Origin of the sequence: Methanoculleus sp. SDB, assembly GCA_001412355.1 — an archaeon.
Classification (GTDB): domain Archaea; phylum Halobacteriota; class Methanomicrobia; order Methanomicrobiales; family Methanomicrobiaceae; genus LKUD01.
Window position 1 is genome coordinate 64,028 of sequence record LKUD01000004.1, and the last position, 16,492, is coordinate 80,519.

Annotated in this window: 19 protein-coding genes and 1 pseudogene; 14 read left to right on the forward strand and 6 right to left on the reverse strand. The window is 54.9% G+C overall.

Annotation, left to right across the window (positions count from 1 at the left end; translation table 11 throughout):
• Window positions 1-12: 12 nt before the first annotated feature.
• Window positions 13-1,593: a CTP synthetase gene (locus APR53_06615; protein ID KQC05786.1), complete on the reverse strand. Its 1,581-nt coding sequence runs from the start codon at window positions 1,591-1,593 to the stop codon at window positions 13-15.
• Window positions 1,594-1,731: 138 nt separating this feature from the next.
• Window positions 1,732-2,148, reverse strand: a complete 417-nt coding sequence (locus tag APR53_06620) for a phenylacetic acid degradation protein (protein ID KQC05787.1) — start codon at window positions 2,146-2,148, stop codon at window positions 1,732-1,734.
• 249 nt (window positions 2,149-2,397) lie between these two features.
• Between APR53_06620 and APR53_06625 the strand changes: the two genes are divergently transcribed.
• From APR53_06625 to APR53_06635, 3 genes are all read left to right on the forward strand, one after another.
• Entirely contained in the window at window positions 2,398-2,604 is a 207-nt protein-coding gene (locus APR53_06625) for a hypothetical protein (GenBank protein ID KQC05815.1), read from the forward strand.
• 121 nt (window positions 2,605-2,725) lie between these two features.
• Window positions 2,726-3,247 (forward strand): hypothetical protein, encoded by a 522-nt coding sequence (locus tag APR53_06630; protein ID KQC05816.1) that lies wholly within the window; start codon window positions 2,726-2,728, stop codon window positions 3,245-3,247.
• Complete coding sequence (locus APR53_06635) at window positions 3,240-3,962, forward strand: glycosyl transferase (protein KQC05788.1); 723 nt, start codon at window positions 3,240-3,242, stop codon at window positions 3,960-3,962. The genes APR53_06630 and APR53_06635 overlap by 8 nt, the downstream gene beginning before the upstream one ends.
• On the opposite strand, the gene APR53_06640 is transcribed toward APR53_06635, so the two are convergent.
• Both APR53_06640 and APR53_06645 read right to left on the reverse strand, forming a co-directional pair.
• Window positions 3,924-4,199 (reverse strand): hypothetical protein, encoded by a 276-nt coding sequence (locus APR53_06640; GenBank protein KQC05789.1) that lies wholly within the window; start codon window positions 4,197-4,199, stop codon window positions 3,924-3,926. The genes APR53_06635 and APR53_06640 overlap by 39 nt on opposite strands.
• Window positions 4,162-5,415: a histidinol dehydrogenase gene (locus APR53_06645; protein ID KQC05790.1), complete on the reverse strand. Its 1,254-nt coding sequence runs from the start codon at window positions 5,413-5,415 to the stop codon at window positions 4,162-4,164. Before APR53_06645 ends, APR53_06640 begins: the two co-directional genes overlap by 38 nt.
• Before the next feature lie 102 nt (window positions 5,416-5,517).
• On the opposite strand from APR53_06645, the gene APR53_06650 reads away from it, so the two are divergent.
• The 11 genes and pseudogenes from APR53_06650 to APR53_06700 all read left to right on the forward strand — a co-directional run bounded on the left by APR53_06650 (window position 5,518) and on the right by APR53_06700 (window position 15,759).
• Complete coding sequence (locus APR53_06650) at window positions 5,518-6,324, forward strand: uridylate kinase (GenBank protein KQC05791.1); 807 nt, start codon at window positions 5,518-5,520, stop codon at window positions 6,322-6,324.
• An 85-nt stretch (window positions 6,325-6,409) separates the two neighbouring features.
• Window positions 6,410-7,366 (forward strand): tungsten ABC transporter substrate-binding protein, encoded by a 957-nt coding sequence (locus APR53_06655; protein ID KQC05792.1) that lies wholly within the window; start codon window positions 6,410-6,412, stop codon window positions 7,364-7,366.
• A 116-nt stretch (window positions 7,367-7,482) separates the two neighbouring features.
• Window positions 7,483-8,160 (forward strand): ABC transporter permease, encoded by a 678-nt coding sequence (locus APR53_06660; GenBank protein ID KQC05817.1) that lies wholly within the window; start codon window positions 7,483-7,485, stop codon window positions 8,158-8,160.
• 5 nt (window positions 8,161-8,165) lie between these two features.
• Window positions 8,166-9,245, forward strand: coding sequence for an ABC transporter (locus APR53_06665; GenBank protein ID KQC05818.1), 1,080 nt, complete (start codon window positions 8,166-8,168; stop codon window positions 9,243-9,245).
• Window positions 9,246-9,326: 81 nt separating this feature from the next.
• The gene (locus tag APR53_06670; GenBank protein ID KQC05793.1) at window positions 9,327-10,406 is read left to right on the forward strand and encodes a tungstate ABC transporter substrate-binding protein WtpA; all 1,080 of its coding nucleotides are present in this window, start codon (window positions 9,327-9,329) and stop codon (window positions 10,404-10,406) included.
• 60 nt (window positions 10,407-10,466) lie between these two features.
• Window positions 10,467-11,279 (forward strand): molybdenum ABC transporter permease, encoded by an 813-nt coding sequence (locus tag APR53_06675; GenBank protein ID KQC05794.1) that lies wholly within the window; start codon window positions 10,467-10,469, stop codon window positions 11,277-11,279.
• A pseudogene (locus APR53_06680) lies at window positions 11,266-12,285 on the forward strand. The gene APR53_06675 and the pseudogene APR53_06680 overlap by 14 nt, the downstream one beginning before the upstream one ends.
• Before the next feature lie 128 nt (window positions 12,286-12,413).
• Window positions 12,414-13,232, forward strand: coding sequence for a molybdenum ABC transporter substrate-binding protein (locus APR53_06685; GenBank protein ID KQC05795.1), 819 nt, complete (start codon window positions 12,414-12,416; stop codon window positions 13,230-13,232).
• A 170-nt stretch (window positions 13,233-13,402) separates the two neighbouring features.
• Window positions 13,403-13,909, forward strand: coding sequence for a tRNA-Thr(GGU) m(6)t(6)A37 methyltransferase TsaA (locus APR53_06690; protein KQC05819.1), 507 nt, complete (start codon window positions 13,403-13,405; stop codon window positions 13,907-13,909).
• Window positions 13,906-14,700 carry a molybdenum ABC transporter permease gene (locus APR53_06695; GenBank protein KQC05796.1) on the forward strand — a complete coding sequence of 265 codons (795 nt, stop codon included), beginning with the start codon at window positions 13,906-13,908 and terminating at the stop codon, window positions 14,698-14,700. Before APR53_06690 ends, APR53_06695 begins: the two co-directional genes overlap by 4 nt.
• Window positions 14,701-14,712: 12 nt before the next feature.
• Window positions 14,713-15,759 (forward strand): ABC transporter, encoded by a 1,047-nt coding sequence (locus APR53_06700; GenBank protein ID KQC05797.1) that lies wholly within the window; start codon window positions 14,713-14,715, stop codon window positions 15,757-15,759.
• A 59-nt stretch (window positions 15,760-15,818) separates the two neighbouring features.
• Here the strand turns inward: APR53_06700 and APR53_06705 are convergent, their stop codons facing one another.
• Entirely contained in the window at window positions 15,819-16,184 is a 366-nt protein-coding gene (locus APR53_06705) for a hypothetical protein (protein ID KQC05798.1), read from the reverse strand.
• A 33-nt stretch (window positions 16,185-16,217) separates the two neighbouring features.
• Window positions 16,218-16,436 carry a hypothetical protein gene (locus tag APR53_06710; GenBank protein KQC05820.1) on the reverse strand — a complete coding sequence of 73 codons (219 nt, stop codon included), beginning with the start codon at window positions 16,434-16,436 and terminating at the stop codon, window positions 16,218-16,220.
• Window positions 16,437-16,492: the final 56 nt, after the last annotated feature.

A 16,492-nucleotide genomic window follows, 5' to 3' on the forward strand; every position in this document is an offset into this window, starting at 1 on the left:
GTCTCCCTCATATCATGCGCTGTTCCGGTTAGTCCGGCATGCCTGAACGAAGCCGATGTACGGCGGTGAAGGATTGGTCGGCCGTGACTTGAATTCAGGATGGAATTGTGTCGCAAGGAAGAAGGGGTGTTCGTCTATTTCACACGCCTCCATACGCATGCCACAGTTCGCTGAAAAGACCAATCCTGCTTCACGAAGATCCGGGATATATTCAGGGTTGACTTCATAGCGGTGCCGGTGTCGTTCGACGATCTCCGTCATACCGTACAGGCGCCGGGTAAGTGTTCCCTCCTTTAATGTGATGGTGCAGTTGCCGAGGCGCATTGTGCCCCCGAGCATATGCACGTCTTCCTGTTCGGGCAGTATGGCGATGACATGGGTCCCCTCACCCATTTCTTCACTCGTCGCATCGCCCCATCCGAGCACATTGCGGGCATACTCGATCACGGCAAGCTGAAAACCGAGACAGAGGCCAAGATACGGTTTTTTTGATGTGCGGGCATACTCGATTGCCTTGATTTTACCCTCGATTCCGCGTTTACCGAACCCTCCGGGCACGAGTATGCCGTCGACCTCTGCAAGTTCACCCGGTTCAAATGACTCGGCGTCGAACCACCGGATGTCCACTTCGATCGAGAGCGACCTGCCAGCGTGTTTCAGCGCCTCCTTGATGCTGATGTACACATCCTCGATGCCGTACTTCGTTACGATGCCGACCGTGACCCTGTTTGTGTATTCTTTGGAAACAAGCCGGTACCACTCCGTATCGGGTTCGCGTGTTTCCAGGCTCAGGTAATCGGTGACGACATCCGCGAGCCCTTCCTTCTCCATCTCCATGGGAACCTGGTAGATGTCGGGAGCGGTAATGGCGGAGATTACAGCACGCTGCGGCACATCGCAGAAGGCGGTAATTTTCTTCTTCGTTGAGGCGGAGATGATACTATCGCTCCGTGCGACGATGATGTCGGGTGCAAGGCCGAGTTCCCTGAGTGCCTTGACAGAGTGCTGCGTGGGTTTTGTCTTATGGTCTCCCATTGTGTCGACGGGCACGAGGGTCACATGCACGAGCACCATGTCGTTCGCGGGAAGTTCCCCGTGCATCTGTCGGACAGCTTCGAGAAACGGCATACTCTCGATGTCACCCACCGTTCCGCCCACTTCCACGAGGCAGATGTCGGCTTCACGATTGCCGTTAAGCAGTTTATGCGCAGCCCGCGAAATCGAATCCTTGATCTCATCGGTAATGTGAGGGATGATCTGGACGGTTCCTCCCAGAAAGTCTCCGCGCCGTTCTCTTTCAATGACGGTCTGGTACACCTTGCCGGTGGTGATATTGTGATCGGAACTGAGGTTTATATCGAGAAATCTCTCATAATTGCCGAGATCAAGGTCGACTTCACCGCCATCGTCGAGCACAAATACCTCGCCGTGTTGCGCGGGATTCATCGTACCTGCATCGATGTTGAGGTACGGGTCGATTTTTACGGCAGTGACCCGGTAACCCCGGTTTTTCAGCAGGCGGCCGATGGATGCGGTAGTGATGCCTTTACCAAGACCGCTCATTACGCCGCCGGTTACAACTATATATTTCAATACGCCCTCTCCCCTTGTCAAATACCTGAACGTTTCTGCTTGACAGTATAGTATGCGCCGGACACACATGAGCCTTGAGGTGTGAATCGTCGCCTGCCACCGCGCCACCTTTCAGGGAGGCATGGCATTCGACGTATCCTACTGCAACACGGCAAACGACGCACTCGTTTTTGAGAGCAGCGACTGCTCCGTGTCAGGGATGAACACCTCGCCCTCGGTGAACGCAACACGGCGCCCTTTTCTGATAACACGTCCCCTGGCATGGATTGTACCTTCCCTGACACCCCGGAGAAATGAGGTTGTTTCCGAGACCGTCGCTATTGATTCGCCCTTTTCGAGTTTCGTGTAGAGGGCGAGAGCCATCGCCTCGTCGCAGAGTGCAACGAACATACCGCCCTGCAGCCACCCGACCCCGTTTCGCATGGCGGGTGTGACCGTCATGGAAAGTTCGGCTTCACCGCTTCCATAGGAGACGATCTCGATTCCGGCCATGACAAAGAATGGATTTACATCCCGTCCACGCTCTGCTATTTCATCAAGATACCCGGCACCCATCGTTTCACAATTCTGCGGCGGCGACGAAGAAGGTTTCTTCCCGCTCAGGAGTATTCGGCGGGCCGTCCCGGCATGGACGTGCTCCCCGGACTCAGACCCGCCACCCCGTGAACCGGAACCGTTCAGGACGGAAGATGAACCAAAAAAGAAAAATCCTCCGGCGGATACCTCCTTGTCATGGAAAAGGTATCAACCGGGCTACGCCATCCCGGCCCGCCGGCACCCCCGCCGTATGACGATACAGCGGCAATGCTCCGCGATCTTCTCTGGCTCAACGCCCTGATAGCAACGGAACTCATTCAGCTCGTTGAAAACAGCTCCGCCATCCTGCGGAATGGCGACATCCCGGAGAGCTGCCTTCGGGAACACGCGAAGCTCAGAGCGGTGGCGCTCGAGATTGCGGATCACTACCGTCCCGGTACGGAGCTCCGCTGGCACGTGGAGAAGCACGGGTAGGAGGATCCGACCGCTACCGTTGGGCAATTAATTCGACAGGCTTCGGTACATGCCGTCCGCGTTTCGAATGAAATTCTGCTGATAAAAATCTTCTTCTTTCATGGCTTTCCACTCTATTATCATGAAAATCCTCTTCATCATCGCACCGGAGCGGTTCCGGGACGAGGAGCTGTTCGTCCCCTGTGATATCCTCGGCAAGGAGGATATTGAATATGATATGGCGTCTACACGGACCGGCACATGCACAGGCATGATGGGCGGGGAGGCCGAGGCGACGCTCACCATTCAGGATGCAACAGAGAAGACAGACGATTATGACGGCATTGTGGTTATCGGCGGCATGGGATCGCAGGATTTCCTCTGGGATAATGAACCGCTGCAGGCGCTTGTGCGCATGTTTTTTGAGACGGGAAAACTGGTGGCGGCAATCTGCCTCTCACCGGTGGTTCTCGCACAGGCAGGTATCCTGACGGAGCGGCAGGCGACCGTGTTCAGAACTCCCGCATCTGTCGTGGAAATGGAGCGCGGCGGGGCAAAACTCGTCGGAATGCCTGTCGTTGCCGACCTTGATCTTGTGACCGCCAGCGGACCAGCTGCTGCGGAGCGGTTTGCCGAGATGATCGTCGAGAAACTTAATGACTGAGCCGACATCTCTGCAGACCCGGCCTCCGGTTGATCCCCGCGACTGCACGCTCGTCATCCCTGCATACAACGAGGCACAACGCATTCCGCGCCTTCTTGATGAGCTTCGGACATTTGAAGGCCGTGTCATTGTCATCTGCGACGGGACGGATAAAACCGCCGCCCTTGTGCGGGCGTGTTCACTGGATCACCGAAAACGGGATATTACCTGCCGTGAATTTTCGACCCGTCTTGGCAAGGGGGGAGGAGTGATGCAGGGGATGCGCTTGGCGGAAACACCCTTTATCGGGTTTATGGACGCCGACGCATCGACATCCGCCGGCGAGATGCAGCGTCTGTTCGATGCGCTTTCGGAAACGGACGGCGCCATCGCCTCACGCTGGGTTGCCGGAGCCGAAGTGCCGGTTCGCCAGACGCTGTCGCGGCTGTTTCAGAGCCGTGTTTTCAACGGATTTGTCCGTGTACTGTTCGGGCTCCCGTTCCGGGATACTCAGTGCGGTGCAAAGGCGTTCCGGCGAGAGGCGCTCGACCGCGTGCTTCCTCTTATGCGGTCAGGTGGGTTTGAATTCGATGTCGAGCTGTTATGGCGCCTCCGTTCGGCGGGATATCATATCGTCGAAGTGCCGACAGTCTGGGAAAACCGCGGGGATTCCCGGGTCGGTGTACGGGATGCGGTGTTAATGTTTGTCCGTCTGCTGCGTATACGGTTCTGGTGAGGGGGGGCGCCTGAAGGAACAGTTTTTTGCGGACATCACGAAAAGGGCACATGTCGATGCCCCGTTTCCGGTCGGACATGTCCGGCGAATGCGCAGCTGCGAGGGGATGCCGGAGATCCGGGCCGGGGAAATGGCAAAAGGGGGGGTGCGGAGGATCCGTATATCGATTCCCGCTCCGCGGCGGGTGAAAAAAACGGTTTCAATCAGGTTCGCGGCGTATCCGGACGGATCTGGCATGGGCATGGAGCCCCTCCGCCATCGCAACCGTTTCGACGATATCACCTATTGCACGGAGACCTTCACGCGAGATTATCTGCACCGTCGACCGCTTGCAGAAGTGCCCCACGTCAAGCCCCGAGTGGACCCGTGCATAGCCGGCGGTGGGAAGCACGTGATTTGTGCCGGAGGCGTAATCGCCGCAGGCCACTGCAGTATAGGGACCTACAAAGATAGAACCGGCATTCTGAACCGCGCTGAGGATCGGGAGAGGGTTGGCGACCTGAAGAGAGAGGTGCTCGGGTGCAATAAGGTCCATCACAAGGACCCCGCTGTCGATATCACTCGCCACTACGAATCCCGAATTCGCGAGTGCTGTTTCGATAATCTCTTTTCTGGGTGTTTCAGCAAGCAGGCGGGCAATCTCGACACCTACCCGGTCGGCGAATGCCGCATTCGTTGTCACGAGCACGCACGCGGCATTCGGGTCGTGCTCCGCCTGTGCGAGGATGTCGGCGGCAATGAAGGTGGGATTCGCGGTTTCATCGGCGAGGATGCCGATCTCCGAGGGCCCGGCGGGGAAGTCGATCTCTGCATGGTCACGAAGCAGCATCTTGGCCGCCGTCACGTACACATTCCCCGGCCCCACGATCTTCTGGACAGGATCGATCGTTTCGGTTCCGAGTGCCATTGCGGCGATTGCCTGCGCTCCGCCGACCTGGTAGATTTCGTCAACGCCTGCCACATCGAGCGCAAGCAGGGTGAGCGGATTGACGGGAGGAGGTGTGCAGCAGCAGATCTGCCGGACGCCCGCCACCTTTGCCGGGACGGCGGTCATCAACGCTGTGGACGAATAGGCAGCCCGTCCGCCGGGCACATAACACCCGACCCTGGCGAGTGGGGTGGTCTTTACCCCGAGCACGATGCCGGGTTCTGTCTCTTCGAGCCATATTCCCCGTGAGTGTGACAGCTCGTGAAACCGGCTGATACGTGCCTCCGCCTCGATGATACCTTCGGCAACGCGGGCGTCCGTGACCTCGTATGCCCGTGCAATCTCCTCCTCCGTGATTCTGAGGTCACCCGGATCGATGCCGTCGAACTGCTTTGTCAGCTCGACGAGGGCCTGATCCCCTTCGCGGCTGACGCGATCGATGATCTCCTGCACCTGGCTTTTCACCACCTCGATGCCCGAACGGCGGCCGACGACCCATTTCTCAATCTCCAGCGCCTTCCACATGGAAGGAGCGTTTATTTCCGGGGAGTATAAGGTTGTTCACGAAGGCGTTTCAGATGACTATTTCTTTAACAATCCCGATATGTACATGGAGAGTGGTGGTTTATGGTTCACCGGCATGACATGGAATCAAAGCTCCGGGGCGAGTCCCTGGTCCGGAAAGGCCTGCTCGCGAGGTACGAGGGACGGCATCCGCTCCGGATCGCTCCGGAGCTCACTATCGTGAAGATTGGCGGGCACGGGATCATCGACTACGGCGCCCCGGTTGTCAAACCGCTGTCCGAAGAGATCGGCAGGCTTTCTGCGGACCACCAGATGCTGGTCATCACCGGGGGCGGAGTCCGGGTTCGCCACATCCTTGATATCGGCCTCGATCTTGATATGCCGACCGGTGTGCTCGCCGAACTTGCGGGGAAAATCAGCGAACAGAACGCGATCATGATGGCGGTCCTTCTCTCGCAATACAACGGCATGCGGATCCATACGGCGGATCTGCTTGAAGTGCCCTATCTTCTGAAGATGGGGCTCCTGCCGGTGACGCACGGCACGCCGCCGTACGGCCTCTATGAGTATCCCCCCGAAGTCGGGATGATCCCGCCGCACCGCACCGATACGGGCGCATTTCTTGCCGCCGAAGTGCTCGGAGCAAAGAACTGTTTCCTTCTTAAAAACGTCGACGGCCTCTTTACGGAAAATCCGTTTGAAAATCCGGGAGCCGAACTGATACGCGAAATCACGGCGGACGAGCTCCTCGCGAGGAACATGGAGGACATGGTGCTCGAGGAGAAGGTGGTGGAGCTCCTTCAGCACGCCCGAAGCGTGCGCGAGGTGCGCATCATCAACGGCCATGTCCCGGGCACTCTCTCCCGGGCGCTTGCGGGAGAGAAGGTCGGTACCGTGATTCGTGCCTGATATGGCGGTGCGCAGGTAAACCAATTGGTTTAACATTGTCACAAAACAAAACATTATATATATCTTTACGGGCTGACTCATTCCCATGAACAAGGAGTTACGTTTGATTCTTGTTTCGTGCATCATACTGCTGCTCATCGGCGCAGTATGCATGACCGGATGTACCGACGAGGCACCTGCGGCAACGCCGACGGCCGCACCAACCGCAGCGCCCGGCCCGAAGCAGGAACTGCATATTGCGACGACAACGAGCCTGTATGATACGGGGCTTCTGGATTACCTCAAGACCGATTTTGAGAGCCAGTATAATGCAGAAGTGAAAATTATCTCTGCAGGAACCGGCAAGGCGCTCGAATACGGCGAAGCGGGCGATGTGGACGTCATGATGGTGCATGACCGCGTTCGCGAAGATCTCTTCATCGAAAACGGCTTTGGTGTCAACCGCCGGGTCATTGCGTACAATTACTTTGTCATTGTCGGTCCGGAATCCGATCCCGCCGCCATCATCGGGCTAAGCCCGGAGGATGCCTTTACGACGATCATGGAGAAAGGGCAGACCGATCCTTCGGTGAAGTTTGTCTCGCGCGGCGATGAATCAGGTACCCATGCCAAAGAGAAAGCCATCTGGACAAGTGCCGGGTACACATATGACGAGGTAAAAGCGTCGGGCGACTGGTACATCGAGGCAGGCAGCGGCATGGGCGCCACACTGACACTTGCAGACGAAAAGGAGGCATATACCCTCAGCGACATCGGAACGTTCCTTGCGTATCAGGGCGACATCAGTCTGGTGATCGTCGTCAAGGAGGGAGATATCCTGCTGAATATCTACAGCGCAATGCAGATCAACCCGGCAGAGTATCCGGAAGTGAACAGTACGCTTGCCAAGGAATGGATCAACTACCTCATCACAGAAGATACGCAGGATAAGATCGGCACCTTCCGCGTCGCGGAATTCGGACGACCGCTCTTCTTCCCGTCTCTCGGTGCATGGGAAAAGATCGGTGTGACGCAGGAAGAATGCGAAACACCCATATCCTGATCAGTGAAGGACTGATCCCCCACATCCGCCTCATTTTATAGGATTGACCGGCAAAGCTGTGATGTATAACCATGACGGGGATTCTCGAAGGGCTGTACCCGATTGCTGACGGCATAATGCAGGCGCTTCATCTGATGGTCACCCTGGATCCCGAAGTGCTGAAAATCACGGGACTCAGCCTCGTTATCACCTTCAGCGCGACAATCCTCGGTACGGTGATAGCTCTTCCCGTCGGCTCGTTCATAACATTCCAGGGATTTCCGGGGAAAAAATTCTTTATTAATCTGATACAGACGCTCTATGCTTTTCCGACCGTTGTGATAGGTCTGCTCGTGTTTCTTTTTATCAGGCGCATAGGACCGTTCGGATTTCTCGGTTTTCTCTTCTCCCCCTGGGGGATGATCATCGGCCAGACGATTCTGGTGCTTCCCATCATCACCGGACTGACAATCTCGGCCCTTTCGGGTATTGACCGGACAATTACAGATACCGTGATTTCACTCGGTGCAAACCGATTGCAGTTTCTTTTCTCCGTGATAAAAGAAGCACGGTTTGCAATCTTTGCCGCCATAGCAATGGCATTCGGACGTGCTATCTCGGAGGTCGGGGCCGCCATCATCATCGGCGGCAACATTGACGCGACCTCGTTCTGGGGATCGACACGGACGCTGACGACGGCGATTACACTGGAGACCGGCAAAGGGAATATCGGATTGTCCATTGCTCTCGGGCTGATCCTGCTGCTCATCGCACTGGTGATCAATACCCTGATGACGCAGGTGCAGCAGCGGTGAGGATGATGATTGAAATTCGTGGAATTTACAAGAGTTTTGGGAGAAAAGAGGTACTCCAGGATGTGAATGCCACCATCAATGACGGGGAGATCTTCACCATTATCGGGCCTTCGGGGCAGGGCAAGTCGACCCTGCTCCGCCTGATCAACCTTCTTGACGAACCGACGGCAGGAAAGATTCTCTTCGACGGCATTGATATCCATCGCGAAAAAAACCGGAGGATGGAATTACAGCGGATGATGGCGATGGTTTTTCAGAAACCCGTGGTCTTTAATTCGAGCGTGAGTGACAACATCGCGACCGGATTGCGATATCGCGGATTCGATCGCCGGATAATCCGGGAACGGATTGATGACGCACTTGACGTCATCGGCATGGAGGGATTCGGGGACCGGAAAGCACGTACCTTGTCCGGCGGAGAGATGCAGCGGGTCGCCCTCGCGCGAGCGATGGTGACCGAACCTGCGATTCTGCTGCTCGACGAACCGACGGCAAATCTTGATCCTGTCGCAACCGAGGCGATTGAAGAGCTGATCCTCCGGTACAACCGCGAATCGGGAATTACGGTGATCATGTCCACCCATGATATGCTTCAGGGACAACGACTGGCACACCGGATCGGAGTCATGATGCACGGCACGTTTTCCCAGACGGGAACTCCCCGCGATGTCTTTTCCACACCTAAAAACAAGGAAGTTGCCCGTTTCATCGGCATAGGCAATGTTTTGGAAGGATTCATCAGTGCTACGGAAAAGGGGATCGCAACGATTACTATCGGGGAAACCGTCATTCACGCCGTTACGGATCTTCCTGCGGGTGTCCGTGCATGCGGATGTATCCGGCCGGAGGATATCACCCTTCACCTGTCGCATGCGAAACGGATAAGTGCGCTGAATGTGCTGGAGGGCACCATCAGTAAAATCATCGCGGCCGGGCCCGTCAATGAGATTATAGTCGATGCCGGGATCACCCTGATGGCGACGCTGACATGGAAGTCCGTCGAGGATCTTGATCTTCATGAAGGCGATGTGGTCAGGATTTCTTTTAAGGCAAGCGCGGTCCATGTCATGGAGGGCACGGGGTGAATGAGTATATAGTATACCAAACCTGTTTAACTCAACTCGGAAAACAAACTCTTATATTCTTTCAGCCTGTTAACTTCGTGCATGAGAAGCTCAGTACAGCTTACAATGGTTATTATGATGGTGTGTGCCGTCTTTTTCGCCTGCGGATGTACCACAACCGAACCCGCACAGGGTGGCACGGAAACGCCCGTACCGACAGCCGCTCCCGAAGAGTTCGCACTCACCGTCTTTCATGCCGGGAGCCTCACCGCCCCGTTTGAAGAGATGAAGGCGGCATTTGAGGCGGAATATCCGAATGTCGAGGTTCAGCTCGTTCCCGGTGGCAGCACGAAAGTGGTGAAGGATATCACCGAACTGGATAAATCCGCTGATGTTCTCGCTTCTGCGGATTATTCACTCATCCCGAACCTCATGGTGCCGGATGATGCCGACTGGTACGTCACGTTTGCCAAGAACCAGATGGTTCTCACATATACGGACGCGAGCAACTATGCCGATGAGATCACCGCCGATAACTGGTACGACATTCTGGCGCGTGAGGATGTCAAATGGGCGTTTTCCGATCCGAATCTCGATCCGTGCGGCTACCGGACACCAATGGTGATGCAGCTTGCCGAACTCCATTATGGTGACGACCAGATATTCGACCGTACCGTCGGAGCGAACAGTGCCCTGACCGTAACCGAAGCGGACGGCATCTATACCATCCACGCGACCGAACCCGAACCCGAACCCCGCGGTTCCCTCTCCATACGACCCAAGAGTGTGGAACTCGTGCAGATGGTGGAGTCCGGGGGTCTCGACTACGCATGGGAGTACCGCAGTGTTGCGGTCCAGAACAACCTGAAATTCATCGAACTCCCCGAAGCCATCGATCTCTCATCGGTCGACTACGAATCGACCTATGCCCTGGTACAGATTGAGTGCGTCGGAAGTGAGGCGGGATCAACTATCATGAACAAGGGCAGTCCGATCGTCTATGGCGTAACCGTCCCGAAAAACGCCGACCATCCCGAAGCCGGACTTGAATTTGTGAAAATGCTGATTGGAGTTCCGGGACAGGAGATTATGGATGGGCAGGGACAACCGCCGATCGTGCCTGCCGGAGGCTACGGCAGTGTCCCGTCGATGCTGACCTCGCTGGTCACCCTCCACTCCTGATTTTTTTCGGAGAACTTCATACGGTATCGTCACCAAACGATAGTCCGGGATATCATACCTATGCGCAGAACACGTCATTTTCCCGATCGGTGTCTGATATCGTTTGCACTCATCGGAAGCCTCATTGTCGGGCTGACCATCCTTGCGCTGCTGAATATGACCGTGCGGGAACTTGCCGACATCCCGCATGTTATCAGTGTTGCAACCGAGACCCGGGTGATTGATTCCATTGTCACGACGATGGGAGCCGGAGCGCTTGCCGTTGTCATTCTGATCCTTATAGGGACGCCACTTGCCTACATTCTTGCGCGAACCGACTTCGCCGGCAAGGGAGTTGTCGAAAGTCTTGTGGATCTCCCTGTCATGCTGCCGCATACGGTCGCCGGGATTCTTGTCTATATCCTGTTTATGCAGCGCGGTTTGATCGGCGCACCGCTTGATGCGGTGGGTATCATTTTCGAGGATGCTTTTCCGGGAATTGTCATCGCAATGCTGTTTGTCTCGTCCCCCTATTACATCAATTCGGTGCGCGAGGGCATTGAAAAAGTACCGATTCACCTTGAAAACGTCGCCCGTACACTCGGGGCATCCCGTTTTCACGCGTTTCTTCGCATTGTCCTGCCCCTGAGCGCACGGCATATCATGAACGGATCAATCCTGGCATGGGGGCGTGCGATCGGTGAATTCGCTGCGATCATCATGATAGCCTACTACCCGATGGTCATTTCGACCCTCATTTATTATCGTTTCACGACGGGGGGGTTACGAGAAAGCAGTACGGTTGCATTCGTGATGATTATTGCCTGCTTTGTTGCATTTATCATGCTCAGGCTTATTTCGCGGGCGCTGGGGAGATACGATGATCGAGTTTAACAACGTCTGTCTGCAGCTCGGTGATTTTCACCTTCACGATGTATGCCTGAGAGTTGGGAAAGGGGAGTACTATTTTATCCTCGGGCCGTCGGGCGCCGGAAAAACGGTCATTCTTGAGGCTATCGCAGGCCTGCATGCATCCGATTCGGGCACTGTCCGTATCCGGGGAAAGGATGCCGGAGCGTTGTCCCCCGAAAAAAGAAATGTCGCACTTGTTTACCAGGACTACTCGCTCTTTCCGCACATGACCGTGTACGATAACATCGCATTCGGCCTCCGCATGAAAAAGCTCCCGCCCGGAGAGATTGCACGCCGGGTACATGAGCTGCTGGCGGCATTCGGAATCGAGGGGCTGAAGGACCGGTACCCCCTGACGATGAGCGGCGGGGAGCAGCAGCGTGTCGCCATTGCCCGCGCACTGGCAGTCGAACCCGATATCCTGCTCCTCGATGAACCTCTCGCCGCGTTGGATCCTCTTACCAAAGAGACGTTCATCGGCGAACTCCGTGATCTTCACCGCAAACACGGACTGACAATCGTCCAGGTGACTCACTCGCGGGGAGAAGCATTGCAGCTCGCCACCCGCGTCGGCGTCATCATCGAGGGATCACTCGTGGCTGAAGGAGAAACGACAACAGTCTTTGCCCGTCCCGTGACAAAGCAGGGGGCGCAGTTTGTCGGTGTCGACAATATTCTTGACGGCGTGGTCGTCCGCACCCATGACGCCGTCGCGGATGTCGACGTAAACGGACAGGAGATAATAGCGCAATCTGATCATGCCCCCGGTGATTGCGTCACGGTCTGCCTCCGGGCGGAGGATGTTACCCTCTCCCGGATCGATACGGGCGGTGAGACGAAAAATGTCCTGAAAGGCGTGGTGACGGATCTTACGCCGAAGGGCCCGGTGGTTCGCGTCGGCCTCGATTGCGGTATCCCTCTTGCGGCAATGGTGTTTCAAAAAACCATTGATGAATTGAAACTCTGCGTGGGGGACTCCGTTTTTGCGATATTCGATGCCGGGACGGTACATCTCGCGCAACCGGACGAGGTTGTTAATCAAAGATATTAAATAAAATACTTATTATCATGTAAAGAAACTAACTCTTTTAATAATTTCACTCATAGTGTCTTCATATGAAGAAACACAATCTTCTCGCTGGCGCCGTCGTTGTGCTGCTGATGGCACTCCTTGTCTCAGGATGTACAAATGCAGGTTCGAACGTCGACACTCCCCTCACCGGAGAGGAAGCCGGCGGATCCCTGCTTGTCTATTGCGGCGCGGGCCTTCGCGAACCGATGGATGAAATAGCGGGATTGTTTGCAGAGAAGGAAGGAATTTCCGTTGATTACACCTACGGCGGATCTGCCCAGCTCCTGTCGCAGATTGAACTGGTTCAACAGGGTGATGCCTATATGCCGGGTGCGAAGTCCTATATCGATTCGGCTGCTGAAAAAGGCTTCATCGACCAGAGCGCACCGACGGTGTATCATGTACTGGCGATCGTCACCGGGAAAGGCAACCCGAAAAATATTCAGACTCTTGAAGATCTGACACGAGAGGGTATCCGCGTGGCGGTAGGCGAACCAACCGGCCCCGCTGTCGGAAAAGCCGCTAAATCCATGCTTGAAAAAGACGGCCTGTGGGAAGACGTGGAGAAGAATTGCGTGGTGAAATCCGGAACCGTGAACGAACTCCTTGTCTACATATCCATGGATCAGGCGGATGCGGCGATCATCTGGGAAGATCTGTTTAATCCCGAGACGATGGAGAAGGTGGATATTCCCATTGACAGGGGATTTATCAAGGTAATCCCCATCGGAACCCTTTCATTCTCGGAAAATCCCGGAAATGCAAAGAAGTTTATGGACTATGTCTCTTCGGAAGAGGGGAAAGCAATCTTTGCAAAGCATGGATTTGAAACCTATCCGTCCGAAAAGTACGAAAGCATGTAGATATGCCGGTGGCGGGGTTATACCGCCCCGCCTTTTTCATTATATTTCATTCCGGATGGAAAACGGGACTATGAAGAAATGGCCGTTTCACGAAATCGTGACGGTACCTTCTCTTTCAGGTAGTGGTGATGCAGGTGGCTTCGAAGGAAATAAGTGAAATGATCAGGCGGATGAAATGTATCTACACGCCGATCGGAGTAATCCATTCAGAACATACGGACCATGAAAACACCCCGATACAGGGTATTTTCAATCCCTCCGTCGGAACAGTCGAGCTGTTTCCAGAGTATGAACGCGGACTTCTGGATATCGAACGGTTCTCACATCTTATCCTGCTGTATCATTTTGACCGGGCTACCGGGAAAAACCTGGCGCAGAAGCCTTTTCTTGACGGTGAGAAGGAGCGGGGCATCTTTGCCATCCGGCATTTCAACCGACCGAATCCGATCGGCATTTCCATCGTGGATCTTCTCGGTGTCGAGGGCACCATTCTGAGGATCGGGGCGGTCGATATTCTGGACGGAACGCCCCTTTTGGACATCAAACCCTATGTCCACCAGTTCGATCACAGGAAAGACGTGAAAAGCGGATGGGTCGATGACCAGCATATGGATGACATCGCCCAGTGGAACGCGACACCCAAAATGCTGCGGGAGAGGGGGAGGACTCACGTTTGACGGAAATCAGGCCTGACTGGCTGAAAATCATCACAATTGCCGCAGGCCTGATCCTGACGGGATTCATTGTCGCGCTTCTTCTCCTCATCGTAAGCCATCCCGCGCCCGAAGCCGTACTTGCCTCTCTCATGAGCGAAGAGATACAGTTCGCCATCACACTGAGTCTTGTCACTTCCGTTGTGTCAACACTGCTCTGTATCCTTGTTGCCGTGCCGGCTGCATATGCCCTTGCCAGGTACCGGTTTTTCGGAAAAAACGGCGTAAACATGATGCTTGACATGCCTCTCGCCCTCCCCCCGCTGGTTGCGGGTGTGGGTCTCCTCCTCCTCTTCGGGACGACTCCGTTCGGACATGCGCTGGCAGACGTGGGGCTTGTCTTTGTGTTCACGCCGCTGGGCATTATCGCCGCGCAGTTCTTTGTCAATCTCCCGTTCATGCTCCGTATCATGCGATCCACATTTGAGAGCATCAGCCCGCGGTATGAATATGTGGCAAAAACACTTGGATGCAGTGATTTTCAGGCCCTCTGGCGGGTGACGCTGCCGATGGCCGCAAACGGTCTGCTCGCAGGTTCTGTTATCACATGGTCAAAGGGTATTGGCGAATTCGGTGCGGCACTGCTCGTTGCCGGTGCGACGCGTATGCAGACAGAAACTCTGCCGATTTCACTGTTCCTGAACATGTCCTGCGGAAAACTTGAACTGGCAATCTCAGCGGCAACGATACTCATCATGATTTCGGTTGTATCGCTCTATATTTTTGAGCGGTATGGTGGTGCCGCCAGGCTGTAGGAGGATTTTAGCATGCTCCGGATTGAAAACGTCTCCAAAGACCTTGGTGAGTTCAGACTGAAGAATGTCTCCCTTGATGTGAAAAATGGTGAATACATGGTTATCATCGGCCCGACGGGGGCGGGGAAGACAATTCTTCTGGAGACTGTCGCGGGCGTCTACCCTCCAGACAGCGGGAATGTGCTTCTGCTGGGGAACGATATTACCCATCAGCCTCCGAAAGATCGTAACATCACCATGGTGTACCAGGATTACATGCTCTTTCCCCACCTGACCGTCGGGGAAAACATCGCTTTTGGCCTGAATAACCGCAAAGTGCCCAAAGATGAGAAAGAAAAAAGGGTAAGCGATGTTGCGGAACTCTTCGGGATCGATCACCTTCTCCACCGGTACCCGGAAACATTGAGCGGAGGAGAACAGCAGAGGGCGGCGATTTCGCGTGCGATTATCCTTAACCCGGCAGTCCTGCTTCTCGATGAACCCCTGAGTGCACTGGACGGTCAGACACGCGAAAAACTGAGAAAGGAATTAAAACGCCTGCACACCATTTTCGGGACGACGATCATCCACATCACGCATAATTTCGAGGAAGTATTTTCTCTTGCCGATCGTGTCGCCGTCATGAACAAAGGGGAAATTGTACAGATTGGAGAACCCGATGATATTTTCAGGAGGCCCGAATCAGAGTTCATCGCACAGTTCGTGGGTGTTGAAAACCTCTTCAGGGGTGTGTGCAGGAAGGAAGGCGGAGAAGCGTACATCGATGTGAACGGCCAGCGCATCGTGTCATCAACCTGCATGAACGGTGAGAGTGTTTATGCAAGTATCCGGCCCGAGGATATTTTCGTATCCAGAGAAACCCTCGATGCAAGTGCGCGTAACTCTTTTCAGGGGACGATTGTCGAAATTGTTGACAATGGTATGTTTATACGACTTACTGTCGATGCCGGAATTCCCTTCGTGGTCGTCGTGACCCGCCAGGGTTATGAAGCCATGAGTCTCACCATGGGAGAATCCGTTTACCTGACGTTCAAGGCAGGATCTGTCCACGTATTCTAAAACAGACGACCTTTTCTGCCGGTGACCGGATAATGGTCTTCTTCCTCCGGGAGTAGTCGTCATGACATCCGGTCATCCGGTGAGCTGATGAGTGCCCGTCTCTGCAGGAGTGCAAACAGGTCATCACCGAGCACGACGTTCGCTTCTGCGGCATAATCATCTCTCATCTGCGAAAGAAGCATCCGGGTGCCGCGGGGTGTCGTTGAGATGCCGACGCGTTCTTTTCGCTGTATGAGGTTATTTTTTTCCATCTCCGCGAAATGCGGCAGGACATAGTAGTGGGGGACGCCAAGATAATCCGCCAGCCGCCGGGTCGTGGGAAGGCGGATGGCAATGCCGTCCGGGCCTGTCTGGAGCGCCACCTGATGGTCGAGTCGGAGCATGATCTCGATTGCTGCGGTGAGAAGAATGCTTTCGGAGAGCATTATGCGAGAAAAAAATAGGTGTGATGTGTTTGCTTAATCCTTCATCGAGCCGTGTTTTTCCTCGGGCATCTGTTCGAGGTACACAAGTTCGGCACCGATATCCTTTGCAATCTGTTCGATCTCGGTTTTCCGGAAGTGGGTCGCCTCGATCTTGAAGTGCGCTCCCTGGCCGCCCGTCACCGCGACAACGCGGTATTTCGGCTGTTTTACCCCGCTTCCCACTTTCTGCCGTTCACGGACATAGATTTTTATTCCCATATCTGTTCACCTCTCAGGTATGATACCAGTTGATATGTGTCAAACATATA

Coding starts and splice junctions, on each gene's coding strand:
- APR53_06655 (KQC05792.1), top strand. CDS start 6,410: ATGAACAAGGAGTTACGTTTGATTCTTGTTTCGTGCATCATACTGCTG.
- APR53_06625 (KQC05815.1), top strand. CDS start 2,398: ATGCTCCGCGATCTTCTCTGGCTCAACGCCCTGATAGCAACGGAACTC.
- APR53_06690 (KQC05819.1), top strand. CDS start 13,403: ATGAAATGTATCTACACGCCGATCGGAGTAATCCATTCAGAACATACG.
- APR53_06650 (KQC05791.1), top strand. CDS start 5,518: ATGGTTCACCGGCATGACATGGAATCAAAGCTCCGGGGCGAGTCCCTG.
- APR53_06640 (KQC05789.1), bottom strand. CDS start 4,199: ATGCCAGATCCGTCCGGATACGCCGCGAACCTGATTGAAACCGTTTTT.
- APR53_06645 (KQC05790.1), bottom strand. CDS start 5,415: ATGTGGAAGGCGCTGGAGATTGAGAAATGGGTCGTCGGCCGCCGTTCG.
- APR53_06620 (KQC05787.1), bottom strand. CDS start 2,148: ATGGGTGCCGGGTATCTTGATGAAATAGCAGAGCGTGGACGGGATGTA.
- APR53_06630 (KQC05816.1), top strand. CDS start 2,726: ATGAAAATCCTCTTCATCATCGCACCGGAGCGGTTCCGGGACGAGGAG.
- APR53_06675 (KQC05794.1), top strand. CDS start 10,467: ATGCGCAGAACACGTCATTTTCCCGATCGGTGTCTGATATCGTTTGCA.
- APR53_06660 (KQC05817.1), top strand. CDS start 7,483: ATGCAGGCGCTTCATCTGATGGTCACCCTGGATCCCGAAGTGCTGAAA.
- APR53_06685 (KQC05795.1), top strand. CDS start 12,414: ATGAAGAAACACAATCTTCTCGCTGGCGCCGTCGTTGTGCTGCTGATG.
- APR53_06705 (KQC05798.1), bottom strand. CDS start 16,184: ATGCTCTCCGAAAGCATTCTTCTCACCGCAGCAATCGAGATCATGCTC.
- APR53_06670 (KQC05793.1), top strand. CDS start 9,327: ATGAGAAGCTCAGTACAGCTTACAATGGTTATTATGATGGTGTGTGCC.
- APR53_06665 (KQC05818.1), top strand. CDS start 8,166: ATGATTGAAATTCGTGGAATTTACAAGAGTTTTGGGAGAAAAGAGGTA.
- APR53_06700 (KQC05797.1), top strand. CDS start 14,713: ATGCTCCGGATTGAAAACGTCTCCAAAGACCTTGGTGAGTTCAGACTG.
- APR53_06635 (KQC05788.1), top strand. CDS start 3,240: ATGACTGAGCCGACATCTCTGCAGACCCGGCCTCCGGTTGATCCCCGC.